The sequence below is a fragment of the Streptomyces sp. NBC_00385 genome, assembly GCF_035917155.1.
GTDB lineage: Bacteria > Actinomycetota > Actinomycetes > Streptomycetales > Streptomycetaceae > Streptomyces > Streptomyces poriferorum.
Map to the genome: position 1 here is coordinate 7,671,587 of NZ_CP107951.1, position 25,540 is coordinate 7,697,126.

The window sequence follows — 25,540 nt, forward strand, 5'->3', positions numbered from 1 at the left end:
GTGAGGGAACAGGGGCAGGGGCGCGCAGGTGGGGCGGACACCGGCACCGGGGCCCCGGGCAGGGCCGGCGCACGGCCGCACAGGGCTCGGGGGACGAGGAAGCGAAACATGCAGGTCGGAGCCGGCTCTTGAGGATTTTGCACACATCGGACTGGCACCTGGGCCGCTCCCTTCACCGGGTCTCCCTGCGCGAGGCGCAGGCCGCCTACCTCGACCACCTGGTGGCCACCGTCCGCGAGCACGAGGTCGACGTCGTGCTCGTGGCGGGTGACGTGTACGACAGGGCGGTGCCGCCGCTCTTCGCCGTGGAGCTCTTCGACGAGGCACTGCACCGGCTCGCCGCCGCCGGTGTGCCCACCGTGATGATCTCCGGCAACCACGACTCGGCCCGGCGCCTGGGTGTCGGCGCGGGGCTCATCGGGCGGGCCGGCATCCACCTGCGGACCGACCCCGCCCATTGCGCCACCCCCGTCCTTATCCCGGACGCGCACGGTGACGTGGCGTTCTACGGCCTCCCGTACCTCGAACCCGCCCTGGTCAAGGACGTGTTCAAGACGGAACGGGCCGGACACGAGGCCGTGCTGTCCGCCGCCATGGACCGCGTGCGTGCCGATCTCGCCGAGCGGCCGGACGCCACCCGGTCCGTGGTCCTCGCCCACGCCTTCGTCGCGGGCGGCGAGCCCAGCGACAGCGAACGCGACATCACCGTCGGCGGCGTCGCGGCCGTTCCCGCCGGGGTCTTCGACGGCGTGGACTACGTGGCGCTGGGCCACCTCCACGGCTGCCAGACCGTCGCCGAGCGCGTCCGGTACTCCGGCTCCCCGCTGGCGTACTCCTTCTCGGAGGTCCACCACCGCAAGACGATGTGGCTGATCGACCTCGACGCCGCGGGTGCGATCAGCGCGGAGCGGATCGACTGCCCGGTGCCCCGCCCTCTGGCCCGGCTCCGCGGCCGGCTCGACGCCCTCCTCGACGACCCCGCCCTCGACCGGCACGAGCACTCCTGGGTCGAGGCGACCCTCACCGACCCGGTCCGCCCGGCCGAGCCGATGGCCCGGCTCGTCGAACGCTTCCCGCACACGCTCAGCCTCGTCCTCGAACCGGACCGGGCACCCGACGACCCGCACACCTCCTATGCCGAGCGGCTGCGGGGACGCGACGACCAGAGCATCGCGGAGGACTTCGTGGCCCACGTCCGGGGCGGGTACGGCACCGACGAACAGGAGCGCACGGTGCTGCGCAGCGCCTTCGACCACGTACGGGTCGACGACACCGTGCGCGAGGTGAACCGATGAGACTCCACCGGCTCGACATCACCGCCTTCGGCCCGTTCGGCGCGACCCAGGAGATCGACTTCGACGCGCTCTCCGCAGCCGGACTCTTCCTCCTGCACGGCCCGACCGGCGCCGGCAAGACCTCGGTGCTGGACGCCGTCTGCTACGCCCTGTACGGGGCCGTGCCAGGAGCCCGGCAGAGCCCCGGCACCTCGCTGCGCAGCGACCACGCACCCGCGGACCTGCCCACGGAGGTCCGGCTCGAACTCACCGTCGGCGGGCGCCGCCTGGAGATCACCCGCCGCCCGGCTCAGCCCCGCCCCAAGAAGCGGGGCGGTGGCCACACCACGGAGAAGGCGCAGAGCCTGCTGCGCGTGTACCACCCCGAGCATGGCTGGCAGGCGCAGAGCCGCTCGCACCAGGAGATCGGTGAGGAGATCACCCAGCTCATCGGAATGAGCCGGGAGCAGTTCTGCCAGGTGGTGCTCCTGCCGCAGGGTGACTTCGCCCGCTTCCTGCGGGCCGACGCGGAGGCACGGGGCAAGCTGCTCGGCAGGCTCTTCGACACCCGTCGTTTCGCCGCCGTCGAGGAGCGCCTCGCCGACCTCCGCCGCCTTGCCGAGAACCAGGTCAGGGCCGGGGACGACCAGATCCTCGCCCTCGCCCAGCGGATCGCCCAGGCCGCCGGCCCGGCCGGGGCGGAATACCCGATGCCACAGGTCCAGCCGGGCGAGCCGGGGCTGGCGGACGCCGTACTCGCCTGGGCCGCGACGGCCCGCAGCAGCTCCCGGGAACGGCTCGACATCGCGGCCCAGGTCCTGACGGCGGCCGAGAGCCGCCACGCCGCCGCCAGGTCCGCGCTGGACTCCGAACGGGAACTGGCCGCGCTCCAGCAGCGCTACGCCGAGACCCGGCGCAGGGCCGCCGCGTCCGAAGCGGGCCGGTCCGGACACGACGAGGACCGGGAACAGCTGAGGCGCGCCCGCAAGGCGGACCGTGTCGCACCGGCGCTGGAGCTCCGCGACGAAGCCGAGCGGGCGTACCGACGGGCGAGCGCGGCCCGCGACCGTTCCCGGAGCCGGCTGCCGGACACCCTGGCCGACGCCGGTGCCGAGCAACTGGCGGCTCTGGAACGCGGACTGCGCGAGGAGCTCGGTGGCCTCGACGCCGCACGCCGTGCCGAGCGGCGCAGTGCGGAGATCGACAGCGAACGCACCGCGCTGGAGCGCCAGGCCCGGGCGGACGACGAACTGATCCGCGAGGCCGAGGGCTGGCTGGCGGGCTGGGAGGACACCCGAACCGGTCTGCTGGCCCGGATCGAGGCGGCGCAGGAGGCGGCGACCCGGGCCGAGTCGCTGGCCGGCCGGCTGGACCCCGCCCGGCGACGCCTGGACGCGGCCCGTCGGCGGGACGCGCTGGCGGCCGAGGCGGCGGGCGCCGATGACCGGCTCGGCGAGGCCCGCGAGCATGCCCTGGGCACCCGTGAGCACTGGCTCGACGTGCGTGAGCGGCGGCTGCGTGACATCGCGGCCGAACTCGCGCGGGAACTCGTCGAGGGCGAGGCCTGCGCGGTCTGCGGATCGGCCGACCACCCGCGGCCGGCCCGTGCCGGGGACGGACACGTCGACCAGGCGGCGGAGGACGTCGCGGAGGCCGCCCATCGGCGCGCCGAGCACGCGCGTACCGAGGCGGAGCGCGCGCTCGGAGCCGTACGCGAGCGGTACGCGGCAGCCCGCGCGGAGGCCCTGGAGGACGCGGACGTGGCCGGCGCCGAGGGTGCGGCGGCGGACCCGTCGGTCGCCGCGCTCGCCGCCCTCGTGGACACCCTGACCCGGGAGCACGCCCAGGCGTACCGGACCGCGGCAGGGACGCACACCGCGCGCGAGGCCCTGACCACGGCCGAACGGGAGCAGGCGCAGCGCGCCGAGGACCGTCAGCAGGCCGAGCGGCGGGTATCGGCCCGCATGTCCCGTCGCGAGGGACTCGACACGGAACAGGCCTCCCTGGAAGAGGTGTTGGTACAGGCGCGCGGGGGGTCGGACAGCGTCACGGAGCACGCTGCCCTGTTGCAGAACAGGGTCGTCCTGCTCGCCGAGGCGGCCACGACCGTGCGGGAGGAGGAGAGCGCGGCGGCGCGGCTCAAGGAGGCCGACGACCGGCTCGCCGACGCCGCGTTCCGGGCCGGCTTCGACACGCCGCAGGCCGCCGCGGACACGCTGCTCGGCGACTCGGGACAGCGAGCGCTCCAGCACCGTATCGACGCCTGGCAGGCCGAGGCGGCCGCGGTGGCCGACCGGCTCGCCGAGACCGGCGCCCGAGCCGCCGCGGAGCGCGCTCCTGCCGCGCCGGATGCCGCGCAGCAGGCGCACGACAGGGCGGAGCGCCTGCTGCGGGACGCTTCGGCGGCCCTCGCTTCGGCACGTGAACGCTGCGCCGAGCTCGGCAGGCTCTCGCGCCGCGCAGCCGAGGAGGTCCGTGGCCTGGGCCCCGTGCGCGAGGAGCACGAGCGGGTCGCGCGGCTCGCCGGTCTCACCGCAGGGACCTCGGCGGACAACGAACGCAAGATGCGGCTGGAGTCGTACGTGCTCGCGGCCCGTCTCGAACAGGTGGCGGCGGCCGCCACCGCCCGCCTCCGGAGGATGTCGTCCGGCCGCTACGAGCTGGTCCACTCCGATGCCCGGACGGGAGGCCGCCGGGCCGGCCTCGGCCTGCACGTCATCGACGCCTGGACGGGACGCGAACGCGACACGGCCACGCTCTCCGGCGGCGAGACGTTCTTCGCCTCGCTCGCTCTCGCACTCGGCCTCGCCGACGTGGTCACCGACGAGGCGGGCGGCGTACGGCTGGACACCCTGTTCATCGACGAGGGGTTCGGCAGTCTCGACGAGCAGACCCTCGACGAGGTGCTCGACGTGCTGGACTCGCTGCGCGAGCGGGACCGCAGCGTCGGCATCGTCAGTCACGTCGGCGATCTGCGCCGCCGTATCCCCGCCCAGCTCGAAGTGGTGAAGGAGCGGGGCGGGTCGGCGGTACGGCACCGGGTGACCGAAGGGTTCAGCGACTGACCGCCCGCCTCGGCAGCGGCGAGGAGTAGACGACGCTGGTGGTGACGGATCCGAGGGCGCCGATCTTCCCCGAGACCGCCTCCAGGTGCCGCATGGAACGGGCGGTCACCTTCAGCACGAAGCAGTCGTCGCCGGTCACGTGATGGGCCTCCACGATCTCCGGAGTGCCGTCGAGGAGGTCGTGGAACGGCTTGTAGTTGCCGTTCGGATAGCGCAGCCGCACGAAGGCGAGCACGGGCAGGCCGAGCCGTTCCGGATCGACCACAGCCGCGTAGCCGCTGATGATCCCGGCCTCCTCCAGCCGGCGCACGCGCTCGGTCACGGCGCTCGACGACATCGAGACGGCCCGCGCCAGCTCGGCGAACGTCGCGCGCCCCTCGCGCTGAAGGACGTCGAGAATCCGCCAGTCCGTGTCGTCCGGGGAATATTCGGTCATGGGAAGAGGAAACAGGGGATTCCCCGGAGGATCAAGAGGTGTGCCGGGGATCTCATCTTCCGGAGTGCGATCGGCGCTCGTAGATTCTTCCCCATGACCACTCAGCCCACCGCCACGACCGTCACCAACGCCGTACTGCGCGTTCCGCCCGCCGCTCCGGCCGTGGCCGCCGCCTATTTCGGCGCCTCGCTCGCCTTCCACGCCGACGTCTCGGACGTCGCCGCGGCACTCGCATCCGACGACGACACCGGCTTCGTCCTCCTCGACTCCCGCTCCACCGCGTCCTGGGACCAGGGGCACGTCCCCGGGGCCGTCCACCTGCCGACGGCGCTCATCGCCGGGCAGGCACGTCACCTGCTCGATCCCGCCGTGCCCGTGGTCACCTACTGCTGGGGCCCCGGCTGCAACGGCGCCACCCGTGCCGCGTTCGCCCTCGCCGAACTGGGCTATCAGGTCAAGGAGATGCTCGGCGGGTTCGAGTACTGGGTGCGCGAGGGCTTCGAATTCGAGACCTGGCAGGGGAGCGAGCGGCGCACCGCCGATCCGCTCACCGCGCCGGACGCATCCGGCGACTGCGGGTGCTGACACCGGCCGGCCGGCACCGGGCACCATCCCCGGGACCGGCCGGCGTCACGGTCAGAGCTTCGACAGCTCGTCGACCAGGTCGTCCAGACCCAGCGGCCCCTGGGACAGTGCGGCCATGTGCCAGGACTTGAGGTCGAAGGCGTCCCCGTGCGCGGCGCGGGCGTTCTCCCGGCCGAGCAGCCAGGCACGCTCTCCCAGCTTGTAGCCGATGGCCTGACCCGGCATCGAGAGATAGCGGGTCAGCTCGCTCTCCACGAAGTCGGCGGGCCGGCCGCTGTGGTTGCCGAAGAACTCCTGGGCCAGCTCCGGCGTCCACCGCTCACCGGGGTGGAACGGCGAGTCGGCCGGGATGTCCAGTTCCGCGTGCATGCCGATGTCCACGATCACCCGGCAGGCCCGCATCATCTGGGCGTCCAGGTAACCCAGCCGGCGCTCGGCGTCGGGCAGGAAGCCCAGCTCGTCCATCAGCCGCTCCGCGTACAGCGCCCAGCCCTCGGCGTTGGCGCTGACCATGCCGATGGAGGCCTGGTAGCGGGAGAGGCTCTCGGCGACATGGGCCCACTGGGCCAGCTGGAGGTGATGGCCGGGTACGCCCTCGTGGTACCAGGTGGAGACCAGGTCGTACACCGGGAAACGGGTCTCGCCCATCGTCGGCAGCCAGGTGCGGCCGGGACGCGAGAAGTCCTCGGACGGACCCGTGTAGTACGGCGCGGCGGCACCGCCGGGAGGGGCGATCCGGGACTCCACCCTGCGGACCCGCTCGGCGAGTTCGAAGTGCGTGCCGTCCAGGGACTCGATCGCCTCGTCCATCAGGCCCTGCAGCCACGCCTGGACCTCGTCGACGCCCTCGATGTGCTTGCCGTGGACGTCGAGGTGGGCCAGCGCCTCCCAGGGGCCCGCGCCCGGCAGTACCTTCTCGGCCTCGGTCCGCATCTCGGCGAGCAGCCGGTGGTACTCCGACCAGCCGTACGCGTACGCCTCGTCGAGATCCAGGTCGGTTCCGTTGAAGTAGCGCGACCAGCGGGCGTAACGCTCGCGGCCCACCGTGTCCGGCTCACCCTCGATCGCGGGGGCGTACACCTCCCGCATCCAGTCCCGCAGTTCCTCCAGCGACCGGGTGGCCTGTGCCGCGGCGGCGTCCAGCTCGGTGCGCAGCGCCCCCGGCCCGGCGGCGGCGAAGTCCAGGAAGAACCCCTTCGTCCCGTCCCCGACCCACTCGTCGAGCTGGCCGATGAAGGTGGTGGTGGCGCGCGGACCGCCGTACAGCTTCCGCTCCAGACCGAGCGCCAGCGACTCGCGGTAGCCGGACAGGGCGCCCGGAACCGCCTGGAGCCGCTCCACGACGGCCGCCCAGTCCTCGTCCGTCTCGGTGGGCGTCACCGTGAACACCTCACGGATCGAGTGGGCCGGGGAGTGCAGGTTGGAAACGGCCCGCAACGCCTCGTCGGCCTCGTGCACGGCGAGTTCGGCCGTCAGGCGCTCACGCAGGAGACGGCCGCAACGACGTTCGGCGTCCTCGGCCGCGCCGGGAAGCTGCTCCGCGCGGTCGAGCCGCGCGAGCGTGGTGCGGGCCAGTGCGGCCAGGGCTTCCTGGCCGGCGGGGGAGAAGTCGGGAAGGCGGCGCGAGCTCTCCGCGACACCCAGATACGTGCCGGAGATCGGGTCGAGTTCGATAAAAGCGTCGACATAGGTGTCGGCGACCTGGCGGGGCAGCGCGCTGCTCGGAGTGTCTGACATGTGGACATCCTCGTACGGGGAGGGCCTCCGCGTCACTACCGATCGGCAGTATGGGCCTGACCTCGACCGTCCTCGGCCGTCCGGGACGGGGGCGGCAGCAGCGGACCGCATTCCCACTGCTGGAATATCAACCGCGTCTCCACACGGGCCACTTCACGCCGCGAGGTGAACTCGTCCAGGACCAGACGCTGGAGATCGGCTGTGTCGGTCACGGCCACATGGACCAGATAGTCGTCGGGGCCGGTCAGATGGAAGAGCGCACGCGACTCGGGCAGCGTCCTGATCCGGTCGACGAACGGGCCGATGAGCTCCCGGCGGTGCGGCCGGACCTGTACGGACAGCAGTGCCTCCAGACCGCGGCCCAGCCTGGCCGGGTCCAGGCGCAGCTGATGGCCGAGAATCACGCCTGTGCGGCGAAGCCTGGTGACCCGGTCCAGGCACGTCGACGGGGCCACCCCGACCTCGGCGGCGAGCTCTCGGTACGTGGTCCGGGCATCGTTCTGCAGGAGCCGCAGAATATGCAGATCCACCGTGTCGAGAGCGACAGAATCGGTCATTCGCCGAACGTAGCACGGACATTCTCCAGCCTGCCCCGGCCGTTGTTCAGAGTGAGCCCATGGACAACGAATCCTCGACGGCGCCCCCGACGACACTCCCGTACCGGGCGCAGGCCACCGAAGCCGTGCACGCCGGGCGCGACGACCTCGCTGCCCTCGGTCTGCACGCCCCGCCGATCGACCTGTCCACCACCTACCCCTCGTACGACTCCAGGGCCGAGGCGGAACGGATCGACTCCTTCGCCGCGACGGGCGCCCGGCTCGACGGGCCGCCGGTCTACGCCCGGCTCGACAACCCGACCAACGCCCGGTTCGAAACGGCCCTGGCACGGCTCGAAGGGACCGCGAGCGCCGTGGCGTTCGCCAGTGGGATGGCGGCGCTCACCGCCGTTCTGCTGGCCCGCGCGAGCATGGGGCTGCGTCATGTGGTGGCCGTCCGCCCGCTGTACGGCTGCAGCGACCACCTCCTGGGTGCCGGGCTCCTCGGTACGGAGGTGACCTGGACGGATCCTGCGGGGATCGCCGAGGCGATCCGTCCCGACACCGGGCTGGTGATCGTCGAGACGCCCGCCAACCCGACCCTTGCCGAGGTCGACATCCGGGCGGTCGCCCACTCCTGCGGCTCGGTGCCGCTGCTGGTCGACAACACCTTCGCCACGCCGGTTCTCCAGCGGCCCGTCGAGCACGGGGCGCGGATCGTGCTGCACAGCGCGACGAAGTACCTGGGGGGCCACGGGGATGTGATGGGCGGAGTCGTCGCCTGCGACGAGGAGTTCGCGGCCCGGCTGCGGCAGGTGCGCTTCGCCACCGGCGGGGTGCTCCACCCGATGGCGGGCTACTTGCTGCTGCGCGGTCTCGCCACGCTGCCGGTGCGCGTCCGGGCCGCGTCCGCGAACGCCGCGGAACTCGCCCGCCGGCTCTCCGCCGACCCGCGGATCGCCCGCGTCCACTACCCGGCGCTGGGCGGCGCGATGGTCTCCTTCGAGGTGTACGGGGACCCGCACCGGGTGATCGCCGCCGTACGGCTGATCACGCCCGCGGTCAGTCTCGGCAGTGTGGACACCCTGATCCAGCACCCGGCCTCCATCAGCCACCGCATTGTGGATGAGGGAGACCGCCGGTCCTCGGGCGTCGGCGACCGGCTGCTTCGCTTGTCGGTCGGGCTGGAGGACGTCGAGGACCTGTGGGCCGACCTGTGTCAGGCGTTGAGCGGCGAGCAGCCCGTACGTCGGACGGTCAGCGCTTCGCCCGCTCGTGCGGCGGCAGGGAGCGCGCCGCGGCCGAGCTCAGCCGGGCTGTGATCACGAGCGTGCCCTCCTCGATCTGGTAGTCGAGCGGCAGCGAGAGCGCGCGCATGGCGGCGACCATCCCGGTGTTCGACGCCTGGGTGACGGCGTAGACGCTCTCGCAGCCCGCCTTGATGGCGAGGGCCACCAGGCGGCCCAGAAGTTCGGAGCCGATGCCCCGTTGCTGCCAGTCGTCCTCGACGAGCAGGGCGACCTCGGTCTCGTTGCCGTCCCAGAGGAGATGGCCGAGAGCCACGGTGCGGCCGGAGGCCGTCTGCACGGCGAGGGTGCGCCCGAAGCGCGGGCTCAGCAGGTGTTCGAGATAGCGGTCGGCATCGCGGACCGGTCCGTGGTAGCGCAGCCGCAGGGTCTGCTCCGAGCAGCGGTCGTGCATGGCCCGGGCCGCTTCCAGGTCGCCCCCGTCCGCCCGGCGCACGGTGATCGCGTTGCCCTCGGGCAGGGTGAGCACGTGCTCGCTGCGCGGGATGCGGGGGCCGAGCCGCGCATCGAGCTCGACGAGGGCGCGCGCCCTGGCGAACTCCGTGGGTGTGAAGGGCAGATAGGGGCGCTCGACGGTGATGACGCCGCCCGACGGATCGCGCAGCCGCATCACCGTCTCCTCCAGCACTCCTTCCACGGGCGCGGTCTCACCGGTGGCGCGTCCGGTGATGGACACGGCGGGCAGCGAGTGGATGGTGCAGCGGCCGAGAAGCTGGCGCAGAGCGAGGGGGAGTTCGGCCGCGTCCAGGGCGGTGCGGGTCGCGAGGCCGAGCACCCGGGTCGGAGCGTCCACCAGATCGTGGGCGTCGGCGCGCTCGATCCAGGTGGAGCTGCCGCCGGCGTCCGAGATGGCGCGGGTCAGCTGGGCGGCGGGCAGCGAGGCGGGGGCGCGCAGCAGGAACTCGTCGACGGTTCCTTCGGCCAGCGGGTGGGTCTGCAGGGTCAGGATGTCGATCCGGTGGCGCGCCAGCACGATGCAGAGTGCGGCCAGGCTGCCGGGAGCGTCCCGCACCGTGGTCCGCATCCGCCACAGCACCGTCTCGGCGGCGGCGGAGTCCGGCGACGCGTCGGCCTGCACGGCCGGAGCGTCCGAGGCCGTGAAGCCCTCCGCATCCGGCGGTGGCGCGTGACTGTGCCGGCGTGCCCACCAGGTGTGGAACGCGGCGGTGGCGGTCAGCGCCACCGCCGAGGCGATGAGCAGATACGGACCGTCGGGCTGGTGCCCGATCAGGTTGGCGATCGCGTCGGCGACGGCGACCGCGGTGAACAGGGCGGCAAGCTCAATGAGGTCCCGCCGCCAGTGGTGGGGGCGGCGGGCGCTCTTCGCGGAGGTCACATCAGTCATGGCTTCACTGTGACCGAGCGGTGTTGCCTGATCACGAACGCCTTGTGACCGATGGGTTAAGTGTGGATCTAGTCGCCTATCGTCTGTTTTTGGTCGGTTGGCAAGTCGATTTCGAGCGAGGTTCGGGCCGGGAACGATCGCGGGACACCGCACTTCGGCCCTGCGACGCCGTCGGGCCGAGCCGCCCCGCTCACTGCCCCACGCGCCCCGGCTGGAGCACCTTGCTGAACAGGACGGATCCGCCCTGTTCCCGGAGGCGTACGGTCAACTCCCCGCTGTCGCCGTCGATGTCCACCTCACCGAACAGCGCAGGTGTCTCCATCGGCGAGACGTTCGCCCGGTCGGGAGCCTGGACGAACACCTGATCGGGCCCGAACGTGCCGTCGAGCGCGTTCGACGGGAACTGGCCGGCCGCCAGCGGTCCCGTGACGAACTCCCAGAACGGCGCGAAGTCCTTGAACGCCGCCCGCTCGGGGGTGTAGTGCTGGGCCGAGGTGTAGTGCACGTCCGCCGTCAGCCACACCGTGCCGGTGATCCTGCGGCGCTTGATGAACCGCAGAAGTTCGGCGATCTGCAGTTCGCGGCCGAGCGGGGCCCCGGGGTCGCCCTGTGCCACGGCCTCGAAGTCCGTCGTACCGTCGGCGACCACCAGTCCCAACGGCATGTCCGCGGCGATCACCTTCCACACCGCCCGGGACCTGGACAGCTCCCGCTCGAGCCAGGCCAACTGTTCGGCGCCCAGGATTCCGGTGCTGTCGTCGGGCTGCCTGCCGGGGGAGTTGGCGTTGCGGAACGTCCGCATGTCCAGGACGAACAGGTCGAGCAGCGGACCGTGCCGCACCACCCGGTGGACCCTGTCGCCGCCCGCGGAGCCGTGCAGGGTCGACACCGGGAAGTACTCCCCGAACGCCCGCATCGAGCGTGCCGCCAGCAGGTCCACGTTCTTCTCGGTGTACCGGGCGTCGTCGAGGATCTGCCCGGGGTACCAGTTGTTGCGCACCTCGTGGTCGTCCCACTGGATCACCGACGGCACCTGTGCGTTGAACCTGCGGACGTTGTCGTCCAGCAGGTTGTAGCGGAAGTTCCCCCGGTACTCGGCGAGTGTCTCGGCGACCTTCGCCTTCTCCTCGGTGGTGACGTTGTGCCAGACACGCCCGTCGGGCAGCGTCACACTCGGCTCGATGACCCCGTCGGCGTAGATGTTGTCCCCGCTGCAGAGGAAGAAGTCGGGGTCGAGGCGACGCATCTCGTCGTAGACCCGGTAGCCCCCGATGTCCGGGTTGATGCCCCACCCCTGGCCCGCGATGTCGCCGGACCACAGGAACCGCACACCGTCGCGCCGGCGTGCGGGCGCGGTCCGGAACGTGCCGTACACCGGTTCGCCGGTACGGCGGGGGTCGTCCGGGGCGGCGAGCGTCACCCGGTAGTGCACCTGCTCGCCGGGCGGCAGCCCGTACAGAGGCGTCGTTCCGGTGAAGTCCATCCCCGCACCCAGCAGCGGGCCGTGCCAGGTACGGGCGCGCCGGAACGACTCGGTCGCTGACGTCTCCACCACCATCCGGGCCGGCCGGTCCGAACGCACCCACACCAGAGCGGAGGACGCGGTGACATCGCCGACCTGTACACCCCAGGCCGCGTCCGGGCGGCCGGACCGCGCGAAGGCCGGAGCGGCCGCGCCCGCCAGGGGGAGGGTGAGAGCGGCCGTGGCCACCAGCGAACCGCGCAGCACGGTACGGCGGTCGGGGGACGGGATTCGCGGACGGTACGGCATCGGGAGCCTCCGGCGGGTCGGGCGTACGGACTGCTGAGCGACCGGCCCACCCTCGCGCCCGACGGAGGCGGACACACCAACACCAGGTGAATACCGGGCCCGCCTGCCCCGGAGTCCGTTCGCGCCCGCACCGGAGCCCGGCCCACGCCTGCCCCGGAGTCCGGTCAGCGTCCGTCCCGCCGGCATGCCGCGAGCAGGCGGACGCCGTGTGAGATGTCGGCCGGTGGCAGGTGCGCGTAGCCGATCACCAGGCTCACGGAGGCGTCGGCGGACCGTACGTCGCGGCAGTCGTCGAGGGGCCTCAGGGCGATTCCGGCCTCGGCCGCGCGGCGCACGAACTCGTCCTCGGGGCCGTACCGTTCGGGCAGCCGGGCGATGACGTGCAGTCCCGCCGCGATACCACTGACCTCGGCGCCCGGGAAGTGCTCGGCGAGTGCGGTCGTCAGGACGTCACGGCGCTCCCGGTAGGCGCGCTGACAGCGGCGCAACTGCCGGTCGTATCCTCCCCGGACGATGAAGTCGGCGAGCACGGCCTGGTCGACGGACGGATTACCCATGTCCATGGTCCGCTTGCGGTCGACGATCTCGTCCGTCATCGAGGCCGGTGCCAGCAGCCAGCCGAGCCGCAGCCCGGGAGCCAGGGACTTGCTCACCGAGCCGGTGTACGCGACATGCTCGGGGTCGAGGCCCTGGAGGGCGCCGACGGGCGCGCGGTCGTAGCGGAAGTCGCCGTCGTAGTCGTCCTCCACGATGACGCCGTCCGCCTCCCGGGCCCAGTCCAGCAGCCGGCTGCGACGGGCCGCGGAGTATGCGATTCCGGTGGGGAACTGATGGGCCGGAGTGGTCACGACGGCTCGTATGCCGGAGCGCACGAGGGGCCCGATCGACAGCCCTTCGTCATCGAGCGGCAGCCGCGCCGTGGCAAGGCCGGCCGACGAGAAGAGGGCGGCGTGCTCCGGACTCCCGGGATCCTCGACACCGACGGTGGTCAGTCCCCGTCCGTGCAGGACGAAACCGAGCAGGGTGCTTGCCTGGGCCACGCCGGAACAGACCAGCAGGCGCTCCGGGTCAGCCACCACCCCGCGGCGCCGGGTCAGCAGCGCGGCCAGCGCGTCACGTAGTTCCGGCAGCCCGCGCGGGTCCGGATAGCCCAGTGCGCTGTGCGGCAGCCGGCCGAGAACCGAACGGTGGGTGGCTGCCCAGGCGCTGCGCGGGAAGAGCGAGAGGTCGGGCGTACCCGGTCTGAAGTCGACACGTGTGCCGGGGGCGCGGGGAGCGAGATCGCGGGCACCGCCCCTGGCCGCCCGCACCGAGCCGCTCACCCATGTGCCCGCCCCGTGCCCGCTGCGCAGATAGCTCTCGGCGGTCAGCTGCTCGTAGGCCTCGGTGACCAGGCCGCGCGAGACACCGAGATCCGCGGCGAGCGCGCGGCTCGACGGGAGTCGTGTCCCCGGCGCCAGGCGGCCGGAACGGACCGCGTCACGCAGCGCGGACTGCAGCGCCCGCCCGCGTCCACGTGCCGGAGCCGAAGCGGCCGGGAGGAGCAGCTCCCAGGCGGCCGAGACGGACTCCCGCGCACCGCTTTCCGCGCCGGGCGTCGAAGTGGTCCCCGAAGACGTCATAAATGTGGACCTTAAACCGGACCGCCCGGGCGCCTAGCGTCGAAACCATGAATGTGACCTATCTGCGTGGCGCGTTTTTTGCCGCCTTCGCCTCCGTCCTCGTAGGTGCCTCCTTCACCGCCAACAGTGTCCTCGGCGACTATCCGTACGCCGGCGGGCAGGCGCTGCGCTACGGCCTCGCCGCCCTGCTGCTCCTGCCCCTGCTGAGCCGGGCCGGTGAGCCCCGGCCGGCCGACGTGCTCCGTGGGCTCACCGCCAGGCAATGGGGCAGGCTGGCCCTGCTCGCCGCTGTGGGGATGGTCGGCTTCAACCTCGCCGTCCTGGCAGCCGAACGGTCCGCGGAGCCGGCGGTTCCGGGCGTGTTCGTCGGGTGCGCACCGATTCTCGTTGCCGTCCTCGTGCCACTGGCGGCCGGGCGCAGGCCGACCCGCGCCGTTCTCAGCGCCGCGGCGCTGGTCGCGGTCGGCGCGTTCACCGTTCAGGGCTGGGGACAGACCGACACGGCCGGCATTATCTTCTCCGTCGGTGCGCTGGCCGGTGAGGTGGGCTTCGCGGTCATCGCCGTGCCGGTGCTGCGCCCGCTGGGACCCAAGCTCCTGTCTGCCACGGTGTGCGCGATCGCCGCGGCGGAGTCCACGGTTCTGGGGCTGCTGGTCGACGGTGCGGGATTCGTGCGGGTGCCGACGACAGGTGAGGCGGCCGCGCTGCTCTGGCAGGCCGCTGTGGTGACGGTGATCGGTTTCGTCTGCTGGTACCGGGGGATGCAGCGCATCGGAGCGGAGCGCGCCACGCTGTTCCTCGGGCTGATCCCCGTGGCCGCCGCGCTCACCGCCCCGCTCGTCGGCTCCGGCTCGTACGGCATCGCACAGGCGGCGGGCAGCTGCCTGGTCGGGGCCGGCGTGGCGATCGGCTCGGGGGTCCTGAGCCGGCGGAGCCGCGAGCGGATGGCGGATTCAGCGGCTGGTGTCGAGAATCACCCGGGCCACCAGAGCCGGGTCGTCGTTCATGGGGACGTGACCGCAGCCGGGGAGCCGGACCAGCCGGGCACCGGGGACGGTGTGCTTGGCCCGGATGCCCTGGCGCCGCAGGAGGAGCCGGTCATGGCCGCCCCAGGCGATGGTCACCGGTAGCCCCGGCACGTTGTCGGCGAACCGGACGGTCCTTCCGGCGGTCAGCGTCCGGTGGAAGCCGGTCGCCCGTCGCAGGGCGAGGGTTTCGGACACGGCCGCCTCCGGTGAGCGCCGTCCGGGCCGGGCATAGATGGTGCTGGTCAGGACGGTGCGACCGGCGGCGGTACGGGACAGCCGCTCGATGAGGGGCAGCGGCATCGACTCCGCAGCGAGCCGCATCGCGCGGAGCGTGCCGAACGCGTACCGGCGTTCGGGATCCGTCCAGAAGCCGGCGGGCGAGAGCGCGGTCACCGAGCGTACGAGCTTCTCGCGGCCCAGCTCCAGGGCCAGCAGCCCGCCGAGCGAGTTCCCCGCCACATGGGGGCGCTCCACCCCGATCGCCTCGCAGAAGGTCCCGAGCAGCGGCGCCACGGTCGCCAGGTCGTACGCCACGTCATCGGGCAATCCCGGAGAGGCGCCGAAACCGGGCAGGTCCACGGCGATGACATCCCGCTCCAGGGCCAGGACCGGGATCACCGGGTCCCAGGCCTGCCGGTGGTGGCCTATGCCGTGGAGCAGCAGCAGGGGCTCACCGGAACCCGACCGCTCGTACGCCACGGACACGGTCCGCGGTCCTCGGGGTGACTCGACGGTGAACGAGACCGTGGTGGCCATGGAGTTGCTCCCGGGTGAGGCGACACGAGGGGCCCGTGCCAAGCGGCTTAGACATTCCGTCAGCAACAATTACCGTCAGGTAGCTTGCAGTTCAAGAGGGCGGGGGCGCGAACCGGACACGTGGGTGGGCCGGCGGGCTGGATGCGTGGCGACAGGCCGGCCGGCCCCTCGCCTTCCGGATGGATGCGTGGCGACAGGGCGGCCGGTGCCTCGCCTTCCGGATGGATGCGTGGGACGGTGTCGACCGATATGCATATCGGGACGGAGTTGCCCGATATGAACATATAGTCAGTATTGTTAATGAAATCTCCGCATTGCTTGCCGAGCAGCCGATGGGCTGGATTCCGCGGGCGGCGTTCCCGGCCGCCCGCGCCGGAGCGTCGCCAAGTCAGGCAAGGAAGCCCCGCGCACCCTCCCGGACGTGGGGCTTTGTGCTGTCCTGCGCCTCGCCTTCCGCGAACGTCCTGTGAACGCTGCACGGCGGATCGCCGCTTCGCGGCCCCGTGGCCCGAGGATTGGTCTTGACCAAGGGGGTGCGCCGTCCTATGGTCTCAACGTTAAGACAGGAACCTTTAATAAATAACGTCGCGGAAAAGCCGCTGGGCGATTGCGGAGGACAGGGTGGGGACCACGCAGCTGGAATCGGTGCAGGAGCCGAAGTACTGGCACCTCAAGACCGTGCTCAGTGAGGCACTCGACTCGGACTTTGCGGTGGGGGAGATCCTCCCCAACGAGCGCGAGCTCGCCGCCCGGTTCGGCGTCGCCCGGGCCACGCTCCGGCAGGCCCTTGAACAGCTCGAACTCGAAGGCAGGCTGCAACGCCGCCGCGGAGTGGGCACCACCGTCGCCCCGCCACGCGTGGGCGTCGCCGTCTCCACCGCTCAGCACGACTGGACCGGGGGCGGCGCGGGAGAGGCCTGGCAGTCGGTCGACTGCCGGACGGCAGCCGCACCGGCCGCCGTGGCCGGGATGCTCGACGTGGCAGGTGACGAGCCCGTCCATATCGTGCGCAGGATCCGCCTCACACACGGACAGGCGGTCGCGGCGGAGCTGCTGTACGTGCCGGCGGCCTCCGTTCCGGATCTCTCGGCGATAGAGACCCCGTCCGGTCCCGCCAGGGCCCGCAGCGTCGTACGTGAACTGCACCGGCTCGGCCTCGACGGTCAGGACCGTTCCGTGGAGCTCGGCTCGGCGCGCGCGGACGACGCCAAGGAGCTCGACCGGCTCCCCGGCGCCCCCGTCCTCGTCGTGACGACCCGCTACCTCGCGGCCGGCGGCACAGCCGCGGTCTCCGTCGCCACCTACCGGGCCGACACCTGCCGTCTCACCTTCGGCGACTCGGGCGATCTGGAGATCAGCCACGACGACCGGACTCAGCAGGCATCCTGACCGGATGACCGCGCGCCCCCGGCGTGCACCGAACGGCCCGCCGCCTTCAGCGGCGGGCCGTCACCGTTCCCTCCACGGCGAAGAGCTGCTCCTCCACATGGTCGAGCGCCAGCCGCAGTGCACCCGTGGCCACGGCGGCCTCACCCAGGAGCGACAGGGTCACCCGAGGGGGCCGCAGGCAGTAACGGGCCAGCTCTCCGCGGAGTGGATCCAGCACCCCGTCCAGTCCGGCGGCCCAGCCTCCGATGACCACCAACTCCGGGTCGAGCGCCAGGACCAGTGCCGCCACATCGTGCACCAGGCGCTGGATGAACCGTTCGACGGCGGCCTGGGCCTGCTCGTCACCGCGCCGTGCCTTGGCGAACACCGCCGCGACCGCGTGCTCGTCGAGCGGGTCCAGGGGCGTGTCCGTCGTCGACAGAAGTCTTTCCGGCGTGACGTCACGACCGAGGAGATGCAAGGCACCGATCTCGCCGGCCGCGCCGCCGAAACCGCGGTGCAGCCGTCCGCCGATGAGGGAACCCGCCCCCGGGCTCAGACCCGCCAGCACGAACACGATGTCATCGGACTCCGTGGCCGCGCCCTTCCAGTGCTCCGCGACCGCCGCCGCGTTCGCATCGTTCTCCACGAGTACGGGGCAGCGGAACGAGCGCCTCAGGCGCTCACCGAGCGCCAGCCCCGTCCAGTCCGGCAGCGCGGTCCCGAGCCGGACCGTGCCGTCGGCCTCCACGATGCCGGGGCTGCCCACGCCGACCGCCCGCAGACTGCTGCGGGCCACGCCGGTCCGCCGGAGGACATCGGCGACCACGGTCCGCACCCTGTCGAGGCGGTCGTCCGCGCAGGCGGTCTCCGACACCTCGCGCGAGCCGGCCCCGATGATCCGGCCGTCCAGCCCCGACAGCAACGCCGAGACCCGATGCGGGCCGATCTCGATGCCGAGGAGGTGTCCCGCCTCGGCCCGGAACCGGAACCGGCGGGCCGGACGCCCTTGACGCCGCGCCTCGGCCCCGTCCGGGGCCGACTCGACGACCAGTCCGGCCTCGAACAGTCCCTCCACGACGCCCTCGACCGTGGGCCGGGACAGCCCCGTGATCCGGGTCAGGTCCGTAAGGGTCGGGGATTCCGCACCTCGGAGGGCGTGCAGCACCACCGCGGAATTGATCCGTCGCAGCAACGACGGGTCCCCACCGGTCAGCCGGCCCACGGTGTGTCCTCCCAGCTCGTGCGCATGTCAGGCGGATCGTACTCGCTGCCCGGGGACTGGGCGACCGTGGGCGGCGAGGCGGTCCGGGAACGCCCGGTATCAGCTCGGAGCGACGAATCCGGACTCGTAGGCAGCGATGACCGCCTGGGTGCGGTCCCGGGCACCCAACTTCGCCAGCACGGCGCTGACATGGGACTTCACCGTCTCGACGCCCACCACGAGCCGGGCCGCGATCTCGGCATTGGACAGCCCGCGGGCCATCAGGCGCAGCACTGCCGCCTCGCGCTCGGTGAGGCATGCCCGCTCCATGACCTCCCGTGCCTTGCTCGTACCGTATGCGGCTGCAAGCTGCCGCACCGCGGCAGGGAACAGCAGGGACTCGCCCTCCGCCACCAGCCGCACCGCGTGCACGATCTCGGCCGGCCGGGCCCGCTTGAGGAGGAATCCGTCCGCGCCGGCCCGCAACGCCTCGTAGACGTACTCGTCGTTCTCGAACGTCGTCACCACCAGGATCTTCGGAGGATCGGGCACGGTCCGCAGCACCACCCGAGTCGCTTCGATGCCGTCCATGAGCGGCATCCGGACGTCCATCGCCACCACGTCGGGCCGCAGCTGACGCACCAACGGGATCACCGCGGCGCCGTCACCCGCCTCACCGACCACCTCGATGTCGGGCTGGGCTTCCAGAACCGCGCGCAGTCCCGCGCGGACCAGGGGTTCGTCGTCGACGAGAAGAACGGTAACCGGCATCAGGTCAGCGTATGCGGTACAGCGGAAGGCTCGCGTGCACCATCCATTCCCCCTTGTACGGTCCCGTTCTGGCACTGCCGCCCAGCAGCGCGGCTCTCTCCCTGATGCCCCTCAGCCCACTTCCGCGCCCCATGGCCCCGGTCGAACCGGCGAGGGGAGTATCTGTCGAACCCATCAGCGGATTCGTCACCTCCAGTTCAAGCCGGCCGTCGGCGACGGCGATGCGGACCCGGACCGCGACAGATCCGGAATGGCGCAGGACATTGGTGAGGGCCTCCTGGAGAATGCGATAGCCCTCGCGGGACACCGACGCCGGTACCTGTTCCAGCGGACCGGACAGGTCGGCATCGACCTCGGCTCCGGAACCGCGCGCGGAGTCCAGCAGACGGTCCGCCTCGCTCAGCGAAGGCTGCTGACCCGACGGCTCACCCGACTCACGCAGCACTCTCAGCACCCGCTCCAGATCATCCAGCGCGTCACGGCCCGTCTCCTCGATCGCCGACAGCGCCCGCTCGGTGAACTCCGGGTCGTGCGCCGCCCGGGCGGCGCCTGCCTGGACGACGGCGACCGTCAGGGCGTGCCCGATCGAATCGTGGAGCTCGCGCGCTATCCGATTGCGTTCGAGCAACTGCTCCGTGCGCTCTTCCAACGCGGTCATCCGCTGCTTCCGGGTCGGCCCGAGCAGCCACCGGGCAGCAGCGGTGATGAGCTCTCCGCAGCTCACGACGATGGCGAGCAGCATCACCAGGGGAACCGGAGCGAGGAGCGCAGCCCACCAGTGCGTGCCCAGCCCGGCGGCGAACCACTCGGCGCTCGGTTCCGAACCCGCCGCCGAGCGGACGAGATCGACCGCCGTGGCCGAGAGCCACACCGTCGCCATGCCGGCCAGCGCGGCGCAGAGCAGGCGCACCTCCAGCCAGAGAGATGTCCGCCACCGCTCGGACCACGACGTGGAGGGAGCGGCCGAAATCGATGCCCCCGGGTCACCCCGCTCCTCGGGAGTGAGCAGCAGTTGTGCCTGAACCCCTTCGGCGAGGCGCATCCCGGGAATCAGCCCCACCAGAGCAGCGAGGACGAGGGGCACCCAGGGTGTGTCCATCGAGATGAACAGCCAGACACTCACAGCGGCGCCGGGCAGAAGCAGATGCAGCCACCGGGTGTAGGTGACCGGCGTGGTCAACGGGCGGAGGAAGCTGGACATGCTGCCATCGTGCCAGCGAGCTCTGCGCGACGACTCCCCCGCGCGAGGGAGATGATCTACACCGACGGGGGAGGACCGCTGCCGGCGCCGCGGCCAGGCTGGGGACATGACCAGTATCGATGTCAACGAGCTCACCAAGGACTACGGTGCGACCCGCGCCGTGGACCGACTCACCTTCAGCGTGCGGCCCGGCCGGGTCACCGGTTTCCTGGGGCCGAACGGGGCGGGCAAGTCCACCACCATGCGGCTGGTCCTCGGCCTGGACCGGCCCACGGGCGGCACCGCCACGATCGGCGGGCGCGTATATGCGGCTCTGAACGATCCGCTTCGCCGGGTCGGCGTGCTGCTCGACGCGCAGGCCGCACACGGTTCGCGCACGGCACGCGACCACCTGCTCACCCTGGCCACGAGCAATGGCCTGGGACCGGCACGGGTCGACGAAGTGCTGGAGGAGGCCGGACTCGGTCGCGTCGGGGGCCGGCGGGTCAAGACGTTCTCCCTCGGTATGCGCCAGCGCCTCGGCATAGCGGCGGCACTGCTCGGTGACCCGGAGGTGATCATGCTCGACGAGCCGTCGAACGGGCTGGACGCGGAAGGCATCATCTGGGTCCGTGAGTTGATGAAGCGGCTGGCACGGGAAGGTCGCACCGTGCTGGTCTCCAGCCATCTGATGAACGAGACGTCATCGTTCGCCGACCATCTGATCGTTCTCGGACAGGGCCGCCTGCTTATCGACATGCCGATGCGGGAGTTCCTCGACTCCCGGAGCAGGCCCCGGGTGCGAGTACGGGTGAACACGGCCGAATCGCCCCGGTTCAGCGAGGCCTTGACACGTAAGGGACACCGGGCCGAGCAGGGCGAGGACGGGCTCTGGACCGTCGAGGCGGCGAGAGCGGCCGAGATCGGTGCGCTCGCCGCTTCGGAAGGCATTCCTGTTCTTCAGCTCATGGACGAGCAGGCCACACTGGAACAGGCCTACCTGGATCTCACCGCGGGTGCCGCGGAGTTCGAGTCCGCAGCTGACGTCCGCACCACGCGACAGGAGGCCTGATCATGACGGCTACGGCAGTCCTGCACTCCGAGTGGATCAAGATCAGATCGGTACGCTCCGTCGTCGGATCCCTGATGGCTGTCTTCCTTGCCACCGTGGCCGTCACGGTCCTCAGCTTCGCCACCGTCGGCCAGGCCGAGGCGGACAACGCGGACGCGGATCTTGTCTTCGGTGCGTTCTACGCGCTGAACTTCGGTCAGATCGCGGCCATCAGCTTCGGAGCCACAGCGATCTCATCCGAATACGTCAACGGTGCGCTGCGTCTGTCGCTGGCTGCGGTTCCGCGCCGCACTCTTCTCTACACAGTCAAGATGTCGCTCATCGGGGGCGCGGCTCTGGCTGTAGGGCTGGTCACCAGCTTCAGCTCATTCCTCGTCGGGCAACTGTTCATGGGGGACTATGCCATCGGGCTGGGAGAACCGGGCGCGCTGAGGGCGGCTGTCGGCAGCGGCATATATCTGGCTCTGATGACTCTCTTCGCCGCCGGGCTGACCGTTCTTCTGCGAAGTGCCGTTGCCGTGCTCAGTCTGCTCATTCCGTTCATCCTGATCGTCTCGTTCGTCGTCGGCGACGTCGCGGGTGGCGTGGCCGACTATCTTCCCGACCGGGCAGGACAGTTGGTGCTGCACCAGCACCCGGACAGCAGCATCGGGCCCTGGGCAGGGCTTGCGGTGACCGCCGCATGGGCGGGGGCGGCGTTGCTGGCCGGATGGTGGGCACTGCGACGACGGGATGCCTAGGACGACGTGAGCCCGGGGAGACGCGTGGGGCATGACGAGGGGAGGTGGCGCGGGCGTCGGCGGTGGCGATGACAGTGGTTGGACTATGGCTGAAAACCTCTCAAAGTGCAGGGCAAGGCTTTCGTTGTCAGTGCCGGACGGTTTACTGACGGCATGACCACCGCACATCACCTCCGCCTCATCGACGGGATGCGCACCCGAGAGTTTCCCGCGGATCGCATCCGGTCGGGTTCGGGAGTCAGCGGGCCCGGCTACCACACGGCGTCCCTGCACGCCGACGACGATCACTGGGACGACGACGAGGCGGGGCGCCTGGAGCATCGTGCACAGTGCTTGGCGGAGCACGAGGCTCTGGTCACCGTGCTCGGTGCGCGCTGGGGCGACCCGCAGCTGATCAGCCTGTGGAGCGCGCAGGAGCGAATGATGTCAGGTGAGGACATACCTGACCCTTGGGCCGAAACCGTTGCGGGGTGCGAGTACCTGCGACTCTGGCATATCGAGGCTCGGTGGATCGCCCTCGCGCTGTACCTGGAGGAAGAGGGCCCGGGGTGCGAGCTCAGCGTGGTGGTGACCGAGATCGATCCTCCGTGACCCCTGTCCTGGGGCGGCGGGGCGAAGAGGCGGTACAGCCGGCGAACCCTGTTCCGTAGTCAGGGCTCAGGGCTCAGGGCTCAGGAGTCGAGGTCGCGGCGTCCGACTCGACGGCTGACCGGAGGCGTCCGTACTCCTCGGCCATGGAGCTCACGGTCCAGTGGGCGTTGAGCCCGCTGGGGTTGGGCAACGCCCAGACGCGGGCCCCGCCGATCTGCCGTTGCTGAGGTCCGATGCGTGCCTGACGCTCGCCGAATGCGGTCCGGTACGCCGTGATACCGACAACGGCCAGCCATCGGGGGCGCAGTTCCTCGACCTTCGAGGTGAGGATCCGGCCCCCGGCACGGAATTCCTCGGCGGACAGTTCGTCGGCCCGGGCCGTCGCTCTGGCGACCACGTTGGTGATGCCGAGTCCATAGCGGAGCAGCTCGGACTGTTCGTAGGGCTTGAGTTGCCGAGGAGTGAATCCCGACTGATGAAGGACCGGCCAGAAACGATTACCGGGAAAGGCGAAGTGGTGACCCGTGGCACCTGTCATCAGGCTTGGATTGATGCCGCAGAACAGTACGCGCAGGCCGCCCGTGATCACATCGGGAACGATGCGGTCACGGGCGGCCAGGAGCTCCTCGGGTGTCATCGGCCGGTGGAGCCGCGCATCAGAGGATCGAGCCCGGCGTGTAACCGGCCGCCTCCGGGTGCTGCTTGGTGATCTCCTCGATCCGGCCGATCAGGGCGGTGACCTGGTCGCCCGCCGCACCGGTGAAGGAGAGCTTGTCGGCCATGAGCTCATCCAACTGCGCGCGGTCGAGCGGGATGCGCTCGTCCGCCGCCAGCTTGTCCAGCAGCTCGTTGCGTTCCGTGCCCTGCTCACGCATGGCGAGAGCGGACGCGACCGCGTTCTCCTTGATGGCCTCGTGGGCGACCTCACGGCCGACGCCGGCGCGAATCGCGCCCATCAGCACCTTGGTCGTGGCGAGGAAGGGCAGGTAGCGGTCCAGCTCGCGAGCGACGACGGCGGGGAAGGCGCCGAATTCGTCGAGCACCGTGAGGAAGGTCTCCACCAGACCGTCGAAGGCGAAGAAGGCGTCCGGCAGCGCTACCCTGCGGACCACGGAGCAGGACACATCGCCCTCGTTCCACTGGTCGCCCGCCAGCTCGCCCGTCATCGACGCGTAACCCCGAAGGATGACCATCAGGCCGTTGACGCGCTCGCAGGAGCGGGTGTTCATCTTGTGCGGCATGGCGGACGAGCCGACCTGGCCCGGCTTGAAGCCCTCGGTCACCAGCTCGTGGCCCGCCATCAGCCGAACGGTCTTCGCGACCGAGGAGGGCGCCGCGGCCAGCTGGACCAGCGCGGTCACCACGTCGTAGTCGAGCGAGCGCGGGTAGACCTGGCCGACCGAAGTGAAGGCCTGCGCGAAGCCGAGGTGCCCGGCGATGCGCTGCTCCAGCTCGGCGAGCTTCCCCGCGTCTCCGCCCAGCAGGTCGAGCATGTCCTGGGCAGTGCCGACAGGGCCCTTGATCCCGCGGAGCGGGTAGCGGCCCAGCAGGTCCTCGAGTCGCCCGTAGGCCACCAGCAGTTCGTCCGCCGCCGAAGCGAAGCGCTTGCCGAGCGTCGTGGCCTGCGCCGCGACATTGTGGGACCGGCCGGTGATGACCAGTTCGCGGTACTCACCGGAGAGCCTGCCGAGCCGGGCCAGGACCGCCACCGCGCGATCACGCATCAGTTCCAGCGACAGCCGGATCTGGAGCTGCTCGACGTTCTCGGTCAGGTCGCGGGAGGTCATTCCCTTGTGGACCTGCTCGTGGCCGGCGAGGGCGTTGAACTCCTCGATGCGGGCCTTTACGTCGTGCCGGGTCACCTTCTCGCGCTCCGCGATCGAGGCCAGGTCGACCTGATCGATGACGCGCTCGTAATCGGCGAGGGCCGCGTCGGGTACCTCGATCCCGAGGTCCTTCTGGGCGCGCAGCACCGCCAGCCACAGCTGACGTTCCAGCTTCACCTTCTGCTCGGGGGACCAGAGGACAGCCAGCTCCGTAGAGGCGTAGCGGCCGGCCAGGACATTGGGGATGCGAGGCTTCGCAGACACAGCAGTCACGTGTGCAGATTCTACTGGCGGTTTGTGCAGGTCGGCGCCGCCCCCGGTTTGTGCGTTGCTACGAGAGCGGACGCCTGGGCCGGAGCGGCGGCAGAGGTGGCCGGGGCGGGCTCGACGTCGTGCCCCGAGGGCCGGCTACTCGCCCGTGTCGACCCGTCGCCACGTGGCCACGGGACCCGGGGTCCCGGCGTCCACGGGTGTGACCCAGAAGGCCCTCCCCAGCTCGGCGCTGAACTGTGCTCCCGTACGTCCGTCGCCCGAGGAGCGCCCGGTCAGGCGCCGTCCTATCCACGGGAGCAGGTGCCGGCGTGCGAAGCGCACGTCGTCCACGCGCCGGGAGGACCAGCGTGGCGGGGCCGTGGCGGCCGGGAGCGCCTGCCAGTCGTTCTCCGGCGGCAGCCCGAGCGTCTGCCAGACGGCCTCCGCCACCCTGAGGTGACCCTCGGCGGTGAGGTGCAGCCGGTCCACGTCCCACATCCTGGGGTCACCCAGCACCGGTGCCCCGTACAGGTCGGCGACCTCCGCACCATGCCGGGCGGCAAGGTCGTCGACCAGGGCGAACAGCTCCTCCATGCGCGGCCGGAAGCGTTCCATCACCGGTCCGTTGCGACCGGGGCTGCGCATCAGGACCAGCTTCTTGCACGAGGGGGCGAGACGCTCCACGGCCTCCTCGAGCCGGCCACGGACCATGCCCATGTCGCACTTGGGCCGCAGGGTGTCGTTGAGACCGCCCACCAGCGTCACGACGTCCGCCTGCATGGCTGCCGCCACGTCCACCTGCTCGTCCACGATCTGGCCGATGAGCTTTCCGCGCACAGCGAGATTGGCGTACCGGAATCCGGGGGTGCGGGTGGCCATCCGGGTGGCGAGGACGTCGGCCCAGCCCCGGTACGAACCATCGGGCAGCAGGTCCGACATGCCCTCGGTGAACGAATCGCCTACCGCGACGAGACTGGTGTATTCGGCATTTATTTCCATGGCCCTGCGATCGTATCGCGGTGTGCCCGGCCCTCTCCTGGACATCCCGGCAGGCGCGGTCCCGCACCCGGGGAA

21 protein-coding genes and 1 pseudogene are annotated in these 25,540 nt (G+C 71.3%); 9 read left to right on the forward strand and 13 right to left on the reverse strand.

Annotated elements, in window-relative coordinates; translation table 11 throughout:
* Positions 1-128 precede the first annotated feature (128 nt).
* Together OG959_RS34215 and OG959_RS34220 are read left to right on the forward strand one after the other, a co-directional pair.
* Positions 129-1,295 (forward strand): exonuclease SbcCD subunit D, encoded by a 1,167-nt coding sequence (locus OG959_RS34215; RefSeq protein WP_326664721.1) that lies wholly within the window; start codon positions 129-131, stop codon positions 1,293-1,295.
* Positions 1,292-4,339, forward strand: coding sequence for an SMC family ATPase (locus OG959_RS34220; RefSeq protein ID WP_326664723.1), 3,048 nt, complete (start codon positions 1,292-1,294; stop codon positions 4,337-4,339). Before OG959_RS34215 ends, OG959_RS34220 begins: the two co-directional genes overlap by 4 nt.
* Here OG959_RS34220 and OG959_RS34225 read toward each other — a convergent pair.
* Positions 4,329-4,775 carry an Lrp/AsnC family transcriptional regulator gene (locus OG959_RS34225; protein WP_326664724.1) on the reverse strand — a complete coding sequence of 149 codons (447 nt, stop codon included), beginning with the start codon at positions 4,773-4,775 and terminating at the stop codon, positions 4,329-4,331. The genes OG959_RS34220 and OG959_RS34225 overlap by 11 nt on opposite strands.
* A gap of 93 nt (positions 4,776-4,868) precedes the next feature.
* On the opposite strand from OG959_RS34225, the gene OG959_RS34230 reads away from it, so the two are divergent.
* Entirely contained in the window at positions 4,869-5,360 is a 492-nt protein-coding gene (locus tag OG959_RS34230; protein ID WP_326664725.1) for a rhodanese-like domain-containing protein, read from the forward strand.
* Between the two features lie 51 nt (positions 5,361-5,411).
* Here OG959_RS34230 and OG959_RS34235 read toward each other — a convergent pair whose 3' ends face one another.
* Positions 5,412-7,097: a DUF885 domain-containing protein gene (locus tag OG959_RS34235; protein WP_326664726.1), complete on the reverse strand. Its 1,686-nt coding sequence runs from the start codon at positions 7,095-7,097 to the stop codon at positions 5,412-5,414.
* A gap of 35 nt (positions 7,098-7,132) precedes the next feature.
* Positions 7,133-7,654: an Lrp/AsnC family transcriptional regulator gene (locus tag OG959_RS34240; protein ID WP_148015214.1), complete on the reverse strand. Its 522-nt coding sequence runs from the start codon at positions 7,652-7,654 to the stop codon at positions 7,133-7,135.
* Between the two features lie 59 nt (positions 7,655-7,713).
* Here OG959_RS34240 and OG959_RS34245 point away from each other — a divergent pair, with 59 nt between their 5' ends.
* On the forward strand, positions 7,714-8,955 hold the full coding sequence (locus OG959_RS34245; RefSeq protein WP_326664730.1) for a trans-sulfuration enzyme family protein: 1,242 nt from the start codon (positions 7,714-7,716) through the stop codon (positions 8,953-8,955).
* On the opposite strand, the gene OG959_RS34250 is transcribed toward OG959_RS34245, so the two are convergent.
* The 3 genes from OG959_RS34250 to pdxR form a co-directional block, all read right to left on the reverse strand.
* Complete coding sequence (locus OG959_RS34250; RefSeq protein ID WP_326664732.1) at positions 8,891-10,285, reverse strand: GNAT family N-acetyltransferase; 1,395 nt, start codon at positions 10,283-10,285, stop codon at positions 8,891-8,893. The two genes, OG959_RS34245 and OG959_RS34250, sit on opposite strands and share 65 nt — an antisense overlap.
* 190 nt (positions 10,286-10,475) lie before the next feature.
* Positions 10,476-12,056: an alkaline phosphatase D family protein gene (locus tag OG959_RS34255; RefSeq protein WP_326664734.1), complete on the reverse strand. Its 1,581-nt coding sequence runs from the start codon at positions 12,054-12,056 to the stop codon at positions 10,476-10,478.
* Between the two features lie 164 nt (positions 12,057-12,220).
* Positions 12,221-13,678, reverse strand: coding sequence for a MocR-like pyridoxine biosynthesis transcription factor PdxR (gene pdxR, locus OG959_RS34260; protein ID WP_326664736.1), 1,458 nt, complete (start codon positions 13,676-13,678; stop codon positions 12,221-12,223).
* 47 nt (positions 13,679-13,725) lie between these two features.
* Between pdxR and OG959_RS38785 the strand changes: the two are divergent.
* Positions 13,726-14,142 (forward strand): annotated as a pseudogene (locus OG959_RS38785) (EamA family transporter); the annotation flags it as partial.
* A gap of 489 nt (positions 14,143-14,631) precedes the next feature.
* On the opposite strand, the gene OG959_RS34270 reads toward OG959_RS38785, so the two are convergent.
* Positions 14,632-15,462, reverse strand: coding sequence for an alpha/beta fold hydrolase (locus OG959_RS34270; protein WP_326664738.1), 831 nt, complete (start codon positions 15,460-15,462; stop codon positions 14,632-14,634).
* Positions 15,463-16,083: 621 nt separating this feature from the next.
* Here OG959_RS34270 and OG959_RS34275 point away from each other — a divergent pair.
* Complete coding sequence (locus OG959_RS34275; protein ID WP_326664739.1) at positions 16,084-16,851, forward strand: GntR family transcriptional regulator; 768 nt, start codon at positions 16,084-16,086, stop codon at positions 16,849-16,851.
* Between the two features lie 46 nt (positions 16,852-16,897).
* Here the strand turns inward: OG959_RS34275 and OG959_RS34280 are convergent, their stop codons facing one another.
* The 3 genes from OG959_RS34280 to OG959_RS34290 all read right to left on the reverse strand — a co-directional run bounded on the left by OG959_RS34280 (position 16,898) and on the right by OG959_RS34290 (position 20,006).
* Positions 16,898-18,055 (reverse strand): ROK family transcriptional regulator, encoded by a 1,158-nt coding sequence (locus tag OG959_RS34280; protein ID WP_326664741.1) that lies wholly within the window; start codon positions 18,053-18,055, stop codon positions 16,898-16,900.
* A gap of 99 nt (positions 18,056-18,154) precedes the next feature.
* Complete coding sequence (locus OG959_RS34285; protein WP_326664743.1) at positions 18,155-18,805, reverse strand: response regulator transcription factor; 651 nt, start codon at positions 18,803-18,805, stop codon at positions 18,155-18,157.
* Between the two features lie 4 nt (positions 18,806-18,809).
* Positions 18,810-20,006 (reverse strand): sensor histidine kinase, encoded by a 1,197-nt coding sequence (locus OG959_RS34290; protein WP_326664745.1) that lies wholly within the window; start codon positions 20,004-20,006, stop codon positions 18,810-18,812.
* Between the two features lie 106 nt (positions 20,007-20,112).
* Here OG959_RS34290 and OG959_RS34295 point away from each other — a divergent pair, with 106 nt between their 5' ends.
* The 3 genes from OG959_RS34295 (at position 20,113) to OG959_RS34305 (ending at position 22,388) form a co-directional block, all read left to right on the forward strand.
* On the forward strand, positions 20,113-21,057 hold the full coding sequence (locus tag OG959_RS34295; protein WP_326664747.1) for an ATP-binding cassette domain-containing protein: 945 nt from the start codon (positions 20,113-20,115) through the stop codon (positions 21,055-21,057).
* Between the two features lie 2 nt (positions 21,058-21,059).
* Positions 21,060-21,797, forward strand: a complete 738-nt coding sequence (locus OG959_RS34300; RefSeq protein WP_326664748.1) for an ABC transporter permease subunit — start codon at positions 21,060-21,062, stop codon at positions 21,795-21,797.
* 153 nt (positions 21,798-21,950) lie between these two features.
* The gene (locus tag OG959_RS34305) at positions 21,951-22,388 is read left to right on the forward strand and encodes a hypothetical protein (protein ID WP_326664750.1); all 438 of its coding nucleotides are present in this window, start codon (positions 21,951-21,953) and stop codon (positions 22,386-22,388) included.
* A 73-nt stretch (positions 22,389-22,461) separates the two neighbouring features.
* Here the strand turns inward: OG959_RS34305 and mug are convergent, their stop codons facing one another.
* From mug to OG959_RS34320, 3 genes are all read right to left on the reverse strand, one after another.
* On the reverse strand, positions 22,462-23,025 hold the full coding sequence (gene mug, locus OG959_RS34310) for a G/U mismatch-specific DNA glycosylase (RefSeq protein WP_326664752.1): 564 nt from the start codon (positions 23,023-23,025) through the stop codon (positions 22,462-22,464).
* A 19-nt stretch (positions 23,026-23,044) separates the two neighbouring features.
* Positions 23,045-24,487: an adenylosuccinate lyase gene (gene purB, locus OG959_RS34315; protein WP_326664754.1), complete on the reverse strand. Its 1,443-nt coding sequence runs from the start codon at positions 24,485-24,487 to the stop codon at positions 23,045-23,047.
* Positions 24,488-24,622: 135 nt separating this feature from the next.
* On the reverse strand, positions 24,623-25,465 hold the full coding sequence (locus OG959_RS34320; protein ID WP_326664755.1) for an SGNH/GDSL hydrolase family protein: 843 nt from the start codon (positions 25,463-25,465) through the stop codon (positions 24,623-24,625).
* Between the last annotated feature and the right edge of the window lie 75 nt (positions 25,466-25,540).